The organism is Phenylobacterium haematophilum (assembly GCF_014196295.1).
GTDB lineage: Bacteria > Pseudomonadota > Alphaproteobacteria > Caulobacterales > Caulobacteraceae > Phenylobacterium > Phenylobacterium haematophilum.
On sequence record NZ_JACIDK010000006.1, the window covers coordinates 238,433 to 249,146 of the forward strand.

The 10,714-nt window shown below is 64.9% G+C and carries 13 protein-coding genes; 8 read left to right on the forward strand and 5 right to left on the reverse strand.

From position 1 onward, the window contains the following. Positions 1–60: 60 nt before the first annotated feature. The 4 genes from GGQ61_RS18565 to GGQ61_RS18580 form a co-directional block, all read right to left on the reverse strand. Positions 61–1,182 (reverse strand): heparan-alpha-glucosaminide N-acetyltransferase domain-containing protein, encoded by a 1,122-nt coding sequence (locus tag GGQ61_RS18565; protein WP_068879147.1) that lies wholly within the window; start codon positions 1,180–1,182, stop codon positions 61–63. A gap of 445 nt (positions 1,183–1,627) precedes the next feature. After that, positions 1,628–2,125, reverse strand: a complete 498-nt coding sequence (locus GGQ61_RS18570) for a DUF305 domain-containing protein (protein ID WP_343056204.1) — start codon at positions 2,123–2,125, stop codon at positions 1,628–1,630. Positions 2,126–2,348: 223 nt separating this feature from the next. Further along, positions 2,349–2,840: an isoprenylcysteine carboxyl methyltransferase family protein gene (locus GGQ61_RS18575; protein WP_068875184.1), complete on the reverse strand. Its 492-nt coding sequence runs from the start codon at positions 2,838–2,840 to the stop codon at positions 2,349–2,351. Then, complete coding sequence (locus GGQ61_RS18580; RefSeq protein WP_068875217.1) at positions 2,837–3,889, reverse strand: type III polyketide synthase; 1,053 nt, start codon at positions 3,887–3,889, stop codon at positions 2,837–2,839. The genes GGQ61_RS18575 and GGQ61_RS18580 overlap by 4 nt, the downstream gene beginning before the upstream one ends. Positions 3,890–4,154: 265 nt before the next feature. Between GGQ61_RS18580 and GGQ61_RS18585 the strand changes: the two genes are divergently transcribed. Together GGQ61_RS18585 and GGQ61_RS18590 are read left to right on the forward strand one after the other, a co-directional pair. Beyond that, a complete protein-coding gene (locus GGQ61_RS18585; protein WP_183776060.1) occupies positions 4,155–6,254 on the forward strand; it encodes a TonB-dependent receptor in 2,100 nt (699 codons plus the stop codon). A gap of 59 nt (positions 6,255–6,313) precedes the next feature. Beyond that, the gene (locus GGQ61_RS18590; RefSeq protein ID WP_183776062.1) at positions 6,314–6,775 is read left to right on the forward strand and encodes a nuclear transport factor 2 family protein; all 462 of its coding nucleotides are present in this window, start codon (positions 6,314–6,316) and stop codon (positions 6,773–6,775) included. A gap of 251 nt (positions 6,776–7,026) precedes the next feature. On the opposite strand, the gene GGQ61_RS18595 is transcribed toward GGQ61_RS18590, so the two are convergent. Beyond that, positions 7,027–7,188 carry a hypothetical protein gene (locus GGQ61_RS18595; protein WP_156467041.1) on the reverse strand — a complete coding sequence of 54 codons (162 nt, stop codon included), beginning with the start codon at positions 7,186–7,188 and terminating at the stop codon, positions 7,027–7,029. Between the two features lie 665 nt (positions 7,189–7,853). Between GGQ61_RS18595 and GGQ61_RS18600 the strand changes: the two genes are divergently transcribed. From GGQ61_RS18600 to GGQ61_RS22535, 6 genes are all read left to right on the forward strand, one after another. Beyond that, positions 7,854–8,069, forward strand: a complete 216-nt coding sequence (locus GGQ61_RS18600; protein ID WP_068875187.1) for a copper-binding protein — start codon at positions 7,854–7,856, stop codon at positions 8,067–8,069. Between the two features lie 64 nt (positions 8,070–8,133). Beyond that, positions 8,134–8,424, forward strand: a complete 291-nt coding sequence (locus GGQ61_RS18605; protein ID WP_183776064.1) for a hypothetical protein — start codon at positions 8,134–8,136, stop codon at positions 8,422–8,424. 226 nt (positions 8,425–8,650) lie between these two features. Continuing rightward, entirely contained in the window at positions 8,651–9,016 is a 366-nt protein-coding gene (gene copC / locus GGQ61_RS18610; protein WP_183776066.1) for a copper homeostasis periplasmic binding protein CopC, read from the forward strand. A gap of 3 nt (positions 9,017–9,019) precedes the next feature. After that, on the forward strand, positions 9,020–9,949 hold the full coding sequence (gene copD, locus GGQ61_RS18615) for a copper homeostasis membrane protein CopD (RefSeq protein WP_183776068.1): 930 nt from the start codon (positions 9,020–9,022) through the stop codon (positions 9,947–9,949). Between the two features lie 89 nt (positions 9,950–10,038). Continuing rightward, positions 10,039–10,404 (forward strand): hypothetical protein, encoded by a 366-nt coding sequence (locus tag GGQ61_RS18620; RefSeq protein ID WP_183776070.1) that lies wholly within the window; start codon positions 10,039–10,041, stop codon positions 10,402–10,404. A 120-nt stretch (positions 10,405–10,524) separates the two neighbouring features. Beyond that, positions 10,525–10,659 (forward strand): hypothetical protein, encoded by a 135-nt coding sequence (locus tag GGQ61_RS22535; RefSeq protein WP_281372735.1) that lies wholly within the window; start codon positions 10,525–10,527, stop codon positions 10,657–10,659. Positions 10,660–10,714: the final 55 nt, after the last annotated feature.

The following is a 10,714-nucleotide window of genomic DNA, read 5'->3' on the forward strand; positions in this document are numbered from 1 at the left end:
CGTACGGCTGATGGTTGCGAGAACTGCGCCCCCGCAGGCGCGCGGGTGCGGGTCCAGATGTCAGATCCGCACGATGATGCCTCGCCGTCGCAGGTAAGCCGCCACGCTCCACGTGAAGCCCACCAAGCCAACGAAGGACAATACAACCGCGAGGAGGGTCTCAGCGCTGGAGCGGGGGCCGGCCAAAAGCAGACGCGCCGCGGCCGCGGTCATAGCGGTAAGCATGAGCGAATGGAGGATATAGGCAGTGATGGCGTTCAGCCCGAAGGCCTCAAGAAACGCCGTCGTCGGACCGCCCCGGCGATAAACATCGACCACCCAGTAGATCAAAGCGAACACGAAGAGGGTCACGCCCGTCGTCAGCAGCACGAAGCTGCTCGACCAGAGCGGCTTTGAGATCGGAAGCAACGGCGACCAGAGCAGCCCTAAGGCGACGCTCACCAGACCTGCCGCCGCCAGCCCCGCCGCGATGTTCAAGGCGGTGTGGCCGGTACGGAGCCAGCGCCCGGCCTGAACCCCGAGAAGACACTGGGCGATCGCCGGCAACGTCCCGAGGATGCCCTCCGGATCATAACCTGCCTCGCCCCTAACATAGATGTGGCGACCCAATACGAAGCGATCGAACCACGAGACAAAGTTCGTTCCAGGCGAATTAAGGTCAGGCGGCTGACCGGTTGGCGTTGGGGCGAGCAGCAGCAGCCAGTAACCCACCAGCACCGCGAGCACGATCCGAGCCTGCAGCCGCGGGGACGTGTACGCCACGAGCAATGCGACAGAGATCTGTACGAGCGCCAGCCGCTGAAGCACGCCCAGGAGGCGAAAGGCCTCCCCATCCGGGCTGACGATCCAGTGGAGGTTCGACAGCAGCCAACCCGCAGCAAACAAGCGGATGGCCCTGAACCAAGCACCGGCGGTGATCGGGGACACGGCGGATGTCGGGCTCCGTAGAGCGAACGACATTCCCATCAGAAACACGAACGCGGGAAAGACGAGATCGGCGAGCGTGATGCCCACCCATTCGGCATGCAGGAGCTGTCTTGGAACCGGACCGAGACGAAGATAATCGACGATGGTGGCCCAGTTGACCACGATCATGCCGACTACGGCCAAGCCTCGGGCCGCGTCAAGCGACCGCAGCCGCCCCGGCGTAGAGCTCCATGATTTCGACGGCTCGGACATCATTTAGGGAATACGCGCCGCCGGACGCTTAGCCCTTTCGCTACAGGTCGCCGCCCCGAGAGGACCTCGCATGGGCTCGGTATTTCCATCGGTCGCGGCGGCGCGCGGCGCGGTCAACGGTCAACGGTCAGATGGACGAATTCGAACGCCCTCGGCCATTAGAACGAGTTCTTGGGTAGCCCCTGGAGGAGGGCATTAGGAACCCGTGGACCAATCTGAGTCTTTAACTCCAGGGCGCCGCTCGCCAGCGGTTCCCACGTGCGGCCGCGCAGACGCCTTGACGTTCGCGGCCGGCGCGGGCGCGTTCGCGTAGCGGCATGCGGATAATCGTCGCTTAGCTTCGGCACGAGCAAGGCGAGCGGCCTGGCCGTCATCGCGTGTCGAATCACGTCTGCGGCGAGGCGTCCCAGGAGTCGGCGGCCAGACAGGTGCCGCGGAGAGGGCCGGGCTAGAGGCGCTTCAAAATGGCCTTCATCTGGGCGATCTCACGTTTCTGCGATTCTATGATCCCGTTCGGGCCGAAGCAGAGTTCGCGGATTTCCGCATCCTTGATCGGGGCCTGGCCGCACATCAAAATCGCTCCGGAATGGTGGGGTATCATCGATCGAACGAACTGCCGGTCGCCGACAAACCCTTGGGCGCGAATTCCTGCCAACGAAAGAACGAATACGGCGGCAAAGACGACGTATAGGCCAACATTGAGTTTGGTGTTGCGATACATCGACTTCATCGTCAGCAGCATCACTGCGGCCATCGGCGCCCACATCACCAGCGCCATGTAGAAGAAGTTGATGTTCTGGACGAACTCGCCCCAGCTCGAGATCATCGCGAACATTGCAATATACATGATGACGAGGCTCAAGGCGAGATTGAGCGCGAGCATCATATAGTGATGCTGCATCATCTGGCGATCCATTGATCCTTCGATCTTATGTTCTGTCCGCACGTCCCTCTCCTATCGCGCTCAAATTCTAGATTGTGGCTTCGCCGTAGATGCGCGGCTACAACGCGGCAGTATCGGAAGAGTTCAATCACAAGGCCCAGCTTTAGACTCCACACGCGCACGTGGTGGCAAAGGGATCGTCGGAGGAGTTGCGATCGCAGGCTCTAATCGATCGCGATCGGCTGCACGCCGATGAGGTCGACAACAAGCGGCGATCGCAGGCAGCCTATGTCAGCCTGGCCAGTGCGCGGTTCTCAGCACCTATGCGCACCCAAAGCATGGCGGCGTTCAAGGCGGAGAATATCAGGGCGTAGGTCGGCAAGCCGAAGGCGATCGGCAGCACCGCAATCTCGGCGACAACGACGGCATAGTTCGGGTGGGACAGGACGCGATAGGGTCCGCGCCTCACCAGGGGTGCGCCGGGAAGTACAATGATCCGGGTGGTCCAGCGATCTCCCAGCGTTGCGATGACCCAGATCCGCAACAGTTGCAGGAGCAAGAAGAGGCTCAGCCAAAGCGGCGCGACCGGCCGGTCCCAGGCCATGATCCAAAGACCGATCAGCCAGGCGGCGTGCAAGGACACCACGATAGGATAGTGCCCAGACCCCATCTCGACGCCGCCTTTGGCCAGGAGCCTTGCGGAGTTCCGGCGGGCAAGGAGAAGCTCGGCGATCCGTTGCAGGGTCACGAGGGCCAGGACCGTGACGGACAGGGTCACGCCGCGCGATCCAGGGTGACAGTGCTCGCGGTGAAGCCTGGTCCCAACGCCGTGAGAACCGAGCGCGGCGGCATGCCAGAGCGCCGAACGCGGTCGAGGACGAACAGCGCGGTCGGGGCGGACATATTGCCATGGTCAGCCAATACCTCGCGTTCTCGATCCAGGCCGCCCTGCGGGATCGACAGCGAAAGCTCCAGCGCCTCGATCACTTTCACGCCGCCGGGATGGCAGATGAACCGGTCTATGTCCTCGACCTCTAGATTCTGGCCGCCCAACATCGACGCCATGGCTGGCTGCAGATTGGTTTTGGCGAATGGCGGGATCGCGCGTGCGAAGATCACCCCGAGGCCCGTCGGCTCGACCCGCCACCCCATGACATCGAGCGTGGCGGGCCAGGTATGCTCGGCGATCCCAGTCACCTGGGCGAAACCGCCCTCCCCGGCCCGGACCACGCAGGCTGCAGCGCCATCGCCGAACAGCGCCGTGGCCACGATGTCGGCCTTGCTGAGGTTGTCCAGCCGGAACGCAAGGGAACAAAGCTCGACGGTGACGAAGAGGACGATGGCGCCTGGAGTCGCCGCCGCGAGTTTGGCGGCCAGAGCAAGACCGGTCGCGCCGCCGGCGCAGCCGAGACCAAAGACCGGCACACGGGCGGCGTCGGGTCGGAATTTCATGCGCTCCATCGCGCGCGCCTCCAGACTGGGCGTCGCGATCCCCGTAGACGACACCGTGACGATGACGTCGACGTCGGGGCCGGCGAGCCCCGCCTCGGCCAGCGCCGCGGAGGCCGCCTGCACGAACAGGTCCGTCGCGCCATCGAGGTAAGCTTCGGTGCGTTCGGGCCAGCCCCGGGGCTCGAAGTACCATTCGATCGGCCGGATCACCTGCCGGGTACGAACGCCGGCCGAGGTGAAGACCGGAGCCATACGCTCGAACTGCGGAAACTTATCGGAAAACAGGTCTCGCGCCGCCTGCTCCACTTGCGCTTGCGCCAGCACGTTAGGCGGGGACGCCGTTGCGAGCGACAAGAGGGCCACGGGAGGCGGCATGAACTGTGGAATCCTGCGCATGACGTCGTCCGACCTCGACGACGGATTAGGCAAACAGATCGCAGCTCGCAGGGTTCCCGAAGTGACCGATGATCGCAGACACCGTCTTCGCAAATCGACGCCGGAGGACCGCGCAAGCAAGCCGTTGCGTAGGCCCAGATTGGAGGATGGCTCGGCGTTCGTACTCGGTATGGCAACTTTGTTGTGTGGTTCTGAGGGGGAGAAGCACGGTTGTACGTATATCCCTTAGATATGGGGAGGTTTCATGCGTTCCAATCGTTTTGCACTTCGCGGCGCGTCCGCGATGTTCACAGTGCTCGCCCTGGCGCCCGCGCCCGGGTTCGCTCAGTCCACCGCTCCTGAAGCTCTGGAAGAGGTGGTCGTCACAGCAGAGAAGCGCGAGACAAATCTGCAGGACACGCCGGTCGCCGTCACGGCGGTCACCGGCGAGACCCTTCGCGCGCTCGGGGTCTCCACCCTTGAGGATCTGCAGGTCTTTACGCCGGGTGTCACCATCACCAACGACTCGATGGCGATCGTGAACATCCGAGGCATCGGCACCTCGGCCTTCGGTGTCGCCACCGACCCGAGTTCGACGGTCCACTACGACGGCGTCTATATTCCGAGGCCGACCACTAGTTACCAGGACATGTTCGACGTGGAGCGCATCGAACTGCTCCGTGGTCCCCAGGGCGTTCTGTTCGGACGCAACTCCGCCGGCGGCACGCTGAACATCACCTCGCGGGCGCCCACGTCTGAGTTGGAAGGGATACTCAGCGCGACGGTAGGCAACTACGATCGACGGACATTCTCCGGCTCCGTGTCCGGGCCGCTTGGCGAGCGCATCCGCGGCCGCCTGACCGTCCTCAAGAACGATCGCGACGGCATCTACGACAATCCGAAGACAGGCGAAAAATACCAGGACATCGACCGTTTCGCCGCGCGCGCCACGCTCGCAATCGACCTCGCCGAAAACTTCGATCTGACGCTGCGCGCCGACTATGGCCGCGACCGCGAGACGGGCTATCCGTCCATTCGCCAAAGCTACCCGGCGGACTTCGCGCGGGCCGGCGCGACCATCCCGCGCGGCGAGGACGAGCTGATCCTCGACACGCGACCGCGCAACAACGTGGAGAACGGTGGCGTCTCTGCAACGGCCACCTACGTCACGGCCCCCGTGACCCTGAAGTCAATCACCGCCTATCGCGGGAGCACGGTGGACCAGGTTCTCGACGTGGATGCGACGGACCTCTTCCTTCGCAACATCACCCTCTACGAGCGGTCGCGCTCCTTCACCCAGGAGCTGCAGCTCAGCAACAATGAGCCCGATCGCCTGGAATGGATCGTGGGCGCGTTCTACCTGCGCGAAAAGGCGCGCGACCAGTTGCAGATTCTGGAGCCCGCACGCGCGCTCGGCCTGCCCGAGAGCAATGTCACCAACGCACTCGCAGCCTACGGTCAGGCGACGTTCCGCCTGACCGATCGGCTCCGGCTCACCGGCGGCGCCCGTTATAGTTATGAGGAGAAGGATTTCGCCTACCGTGTCCTCTCCGGCGGCGTCGATGTCGGCGGTGAGGCGGCCAAGGCGTCCTGGCGCGCATGGACTCCGAAAGTCGGGATTCAGTACGACGTCAGCGAAGACGTGATGGCCTACGCCTCCATCACGCGCGGCTTCAAGTCCGGAGGCTTTCAGCTCGGCGACGGCCGGCCGTTCCGGCCGGAGTACATCTGGAGCTACGAGGGCGGGGTGAAGTCCATGTTCTGGGACCGCCGCGTCCGGGCCAATCTCAGCGTCTTCTACTACGACTACACGGACCTGCAGGTGGTTGAGTACATCAACGGCGTGGCCACCACCACCAACGCCGGCAAGGCCACCCTGAAGGGCGGCGAACTGGAGGTCACGGTGAGGCCCGTCCGCGGCCTCGACCTGAACGCGACGGCGGCCTATCTCGACGCCGAGTATGACCGCTTCTTCGACAATGGGGTTAGTCTGGCCGGGAACACCCTGCCGAATGCCCCGCGGTGGAACTTCACAGGGGCCGCACAGTACCGGTGGGAGCTCGTCGACGGCCACAGCCTGACCCTGCGGGGCGACATCGCCTGGCGCGATCGCGTCCAATTCAAGCCGAACAACCTGCGCCAGTTCTCGGGCGAGCCGTACACGCTGCTGAACGCCCGAGCGACCTTTGCGACGGCCGGCGATGTCTGGGAGGTGGCCGTGTTCGGCCGCAACCTCACTGACGAGCGGTACGCGACCTACAAGACCGTCGGGACCGACGCCACCGGAGTCTCGAACCCGGCCCTGCCGCTCGCCGTCTATGGAGAGCCGCGGCAATATGGTGTGCAGCTCGTGCGCCGGTTCTAGGCTTCTTGCCCCCTCCGCCTTCGTGCGGAGGGGGATCTTTTGGGTTTCGAGGAAGACAGATGCAACATCACCACTTGGCCGCGGTCGCGGTCCTGGCCATCGCCGCCCCGGCTTCGGCGCAGACGCCGGCGGCGCAGGTGTCGACGTCGGAGGCTCGCAACGTCCTCGACGCCTTCACGGCCGCCCTTCAGCAGCGCGAGATCCGAGAGTTGGCCCGGCTCTTCACCCCGGACGCCGCCATACTGGAAGGCGGGCGCTACGAGGGGCCGATCGGTCAGTACCTGGACCATCATCTCGGGCCGGAGCTCGCCGCATTCGACAGCTTCGAGATCAAAAATCGCAAGGTGGACATTCAGATACTCGGCGAGGTGGCGTGGGCACGCGAGGAGTACGACTACGTCATCCGCGCCAAGGGCCGCCAGGGCGTCGTCGAACGGCGCGGGGTGAGCACGGCCGTCCTGGTGCGAAGAGCGGGCGCCTGGCGCATCGCACAGCTTCACCTGTCCTCAAGGGCGCCCTGAGACCGACCCGAGCGCGCCGTATGCTATTGGAGTGAAGCAGCGTCCGCTCTCGGATTGATCGGAAAGCGCTGACGGGCAATGCAAGCCAGCGCTTGTCACGAGTAAACTCCGCTGGCCGCGTCGGCGGCCCGACGAACCAGCTTGGATCTTGAGCCGCTGAAGGCGGCGCGGGTCTCTGTTGCTAGACCGACCGGGAGCATGACGCTCGCGCATCACTCCCGGTCAAATCTCAGAGCCCGACGTGGGTGGTCCTAGACCTTGATGTCGAGCGCGCCCGCAGGCTTACTATTGTGCGAGGTCTCGCCAGTGGCGTGGCTCGTCTCGGGCTTAGCCGGCGGCTGGGTTTGCTGCGGCGCCCGAGCGGCCTGTGCCAGGGCGGCAGAATTCACGGCGCTTGCGGCGGAGACGTTCATCGGAGTGTTCCTTCCTCGTTGTGCTCTTCTTGAGCTCAGAAATCGCTATCCGAGCGCACTGAAGAAACCGTGAATTGCTCAAACTATTTGTGATGCGCGTCTTGGCAGAAGAGCGTGCCCTCACCTGCCCACAAGCCGGTCAGGCACGCCTTCAGATCCTGGCCGACCTCTGGCGCTGCGGCGCCATCACAGCAGGAGCGCGTCGACCTTTCGCATTTCAGCTATCGTGGCACCCATTTGCATCAGCCCTTCAGCGGCGACACCATGATGTCCATGCAAGCAGACAAGTAGTCTGCTGCGGAAGTGGCGGTCCGAATCCTGTCCATCAACGGTGCATACGGCAAAGCCCAGCCCCGGGGCCTCCTTAGAACCTGCGATTCACCGTGAATGAAATGCCGCGCTAGGCGAGGGGTATCCATCTTGGCGCGCGTAATATGTTCAAGGAGCGAGGTCGCGGCCGCTCGGGTTCAGCTGAAGTGGCCGATCTCTGCGGCAGGAACGGGCAAGCAATGAAGCACATCTTTCCGTTGGTCCTGTGCCTCGGCGCCGCTACGGCTGCGAGTGCGCACCCAGGCGGCGGGGATACTCCGTCAACCCCCAGGCCCGCAAGCCGGCCAGCGCCGCGTCCGCAGGCGGTGTCGTCCCTCGCGGCCCCACCGGTCAAATTGAGTGAGATTCGCGGCGTCGGCCTGGTGCGAGCCATCGATGCAACGGCAGGCAGGATCACAATCGCCTACGACGCCATCGAGCCGCTGAACTGGCCTGCAGGGACGATGGCCTTCGCCGTGGGCAAGAGCGCTCTTCTGAACAGCGCTACGGTAGGGGACAAGGTCCGGTTTAGGTTGGAGAGCCAGCAGATCACCGAACTGACCCGCTTCTGACGCTACGCCGCAGCATGGCGGCGCAGGTGAACAGGATCGAGCAACGCAAATGATGGGAGAGATGATGAACATTCGGAACAAGTTCGCGGCCTGCGCCGCCGGAGCGATGGCTTTGCTGCTGGCCGCCTGCGGCCAGAAGGAATCTGCCCCGCCTCCGGTCGAGGCCCAGCCAGTAGCCGCCGCGCCGACACCCGCAAACGAGGGAGCCCATCCCGAAGCTAGCCCGCACGCCGACGTCACGGCCCATGATGCGGCTTCAAGCACCGCGGCGCCGGCCCAGGGTATGCCTCCGAAGAAGGGGGACCAGAAGGCCGATCCGAATTCCGACATGGCCGGAATGAAGATGCCGAAATAGGGCGGGTCCGAATTTCTGGCGGCCCTCTGCGATTTCGGGCCTCGTGAGCCCAGGCACTACTCGCCGCGCGCCGTGGCTGGGCCGGGCCTTCACCCGGCTCCGGCCGCGGCGCGCTTCAGAATCGTGGAAGGTGCGTCTCCCGGTCGCACGAGGCTACAGTGAGGGGGACTGACCAGGCGCTGCGTATACTCTCAAGGGACAGCGTTCAAACCTCGGGGATATCCCAATGACTCATCACAGAAGCCTTTCCGTCGCCGGCCTCGTCACGGCTGCAGCCTTGCTAACGGCCGGGACCGCTTCGGCCCACGCCAAATTGGTCACGTCGAACCCAGCGGCGAATGTGACGGTGGCTGCGCCGAAGACGATCACGCTCACCTTCAACGAAAAGCTGACGCCGGCTTTCTCTGGATTTGATCTGGAGATGGGCGGCGGCATGAAGATGCCGGTGAAGACTACCGTCTCGAAGGACGGCTTGTCCATGGTCGGCACGCCGCAGGGCGCGCTGATGCCCGGCGCCTACAAGGTCATGTGGCATGCCGCGACATCGGACGGGCACAAGATGACCGGCGACCTCGCCTTTAAGGTGAAATAGGACGTGCTCGAGCCTGCGGTCATCTTCCTCAGGCTGGTTCAATTTGCAGGGGCGATGATCCTCTTCGGATCATCGCTCTTCCTGATCTACGCCCTGCCCCGCGCGGGTCCCGGATCCGGCGCGCAATTGAACTGGTCCCCACGCTTACTGGGTTGGAGCGCGGCCGCCCTATTGGCCGCCACCCTGCTCGGCCTGGCGGCGCAGACGTCTGTCCTCGCGGGATCAATTTCCGAGGGCCTGAAGCTATCGTCGCTGACCGCCGTCGTCTCCACCATGGCGCTCGGCAAGGCCGCGATCGTCCGCGCGGTCGCCGCGGGGCTGGCGCTGAGCGCGGTGCTCGTGCTCCGCCCCGGCCGCCCCCTCTTCTGGCTCTGCACGGTGCTCGGCGCCATCATCACCGCTAGCCTCGCCTGGATGGGTCATGGCGCGGCGACCGAAGGCGCGGGTGGACCTGTCCACCTGACGGCCGACATCGTTCATGCGCTCGCCGCGGGGGTGTGGATCGGCGCGCTAGTGGTCTTCTTCGGTTTGCTTCGCCCGACCACGGGGGACGCGGGAGACCATAGCGCCGTGCATAGAGCGCTCCACGGCTTCTCCGGCGTGGGCTCCGGACTGGTCGCCGTCCTCGTCGGCACGGGCCTGGTCAACAGCTGGTTCCTGGTGGGTCCCGCGCGCATCAGCGGCCTCTGGACGACGCCCTACGGACAGCTCCTCCTCCTGAAGCTGCTGCTGTTCGCCGGGATGTTGGGATTGGCCGCAGCCAATCGCTTCCGCCTGACGCCGGCGCTCGGCGCCGCCCTGGAGGACGACGAGACGCGACCCGACGCGCTGGCCGCCCTGCGTCGTAGCCTTGTGCTCGAGACGGCGCTCGCCTTCCTGGTGCTGGCCCTGATCGCCTGGCTGGGCATGCTCGCGCCGGTGTCCGCGCAATGAACGCCGGCCGCCCCTATCGCCATGGCGCAGCCGCGCCTGATGAGGGCGGCCGTCGACTTAGACCTTTTGCCGGCGTAGGTTCCGCAGCGATGCGGCGTCTCCTCGTCCTTTTCGCCCTCCTGGGCCTGCTCTACAGCCCGGCCGCCGCCCTGGCGGCCCAGCGGTCGTGCGTCGAGGCGGGAGCCGAGATGGCCGGCATGATGATGGCTGCGACGCCAGCCGATCAGGCTGGGCCAACCGCCCCGGACCCATGCTGCGACCACGGCAAGAAGACGATGGACAGCGAGGCATGCGCGCAGGCCTGCGCTACGATGTGCGGCATCTCCGCAGCACTGCCGACCGCCAACGTCTATGTCGCCCCTCGGCCGAAGGCGTCGGTTGTCGCCGAGCGGGTTTTGCCGCTGAAGCCTCGCTCCCCGCCCCGGACGGAGCGACCACCGAGATCGATCGCCTGAACTGTCCGCGCGACCTGCGCGGGCCCGCTCACAAGTCGTGGCCGTCGCTATCCTGCGGCCGCGACGGATGTGGGCTGGAGGACCGCAATCCCGCGGCCTCTGTCATTCAGGACGATTACGATGAACCTTTTGAAGTTCTTGGCTGCGACCGCCTGCGTCGCCGCGCTCACCGCGCTCACCGCCGTGAGCACCTCCGCCCTCGCCGCCCCTGCTGAGGCAGGGGAATCGCATATGGCGGTGGAGTCGAAATTTTAGTTCGAAGCGGACTCTGCAGGCGTCTCCTTGGTGTGAGGAGGCGGCGGATTGGAGA

Coding starts and splice junctions, on each gene's coding strand:
- GGQ61_RS18565 (WP_068879147.1), bottom strand. CDS start 1,182: ATGATGTCCGAGCCGTCGAAATCATGGAGCTCTACGCCGGGGCGGCTG.
- GGQ61_RS18580 (WP_068875217.1), bottom strand. CDS start 3,889: ATGCCGCCTCCCGTGGCCCTCTTGTCGCTCGCAACGGCGTCCCCGCCT.
- GGQ61_RS18585 (WP_183776060.1), top strand. CDS start 4,155: ATGCGTTCCAATCGTTTTGCACTTCGCGGCGCGTCCGCGATGTTCACA.
- GGQ61_RS18590 (WP_183776062.1), top strand. CDS start 6,314: ATGCAACATCACCACTTGGCCGCGGTCGCGGTCCTGGCCATCGCCGCC.
- GGQ61_RS18595 (WP_156467041.1), bottom strand. CDS start 7,188: ATGAACGTCTCCGCCGCAAGCGCCGTGAATTCTGCCGCCCTGGCACAG.
- GGQ61_RS18605 (WP_183776064.1), top strand. CDS start 8,134: ATGAACATTCGGAACAAGTTCGCGGCCTGCGCCGCCGGAGCGATGGCT.
- copC (WP_183776066.1), top strand. CDS start 8,651: ATGACTCATCACAGAAGCCTTTCCGTCGCCGGCCTCGTCACGGCTGCA.
- GGQ61_RS18620 (WP_183776070.1), top strand. CDS start 10,039: ATGCGGCGTCTCCTCGTCCTTTTCGCCCTCCTGGGCCTGCTCTACAGC.
- GGQ61_RS22535 (WP_281372735.1), top strand. CDS start 10,525: ATGAACCTTTTGAAGTTCTTGGCTGCGACCGCCTGCGTCGCCGCGCTC.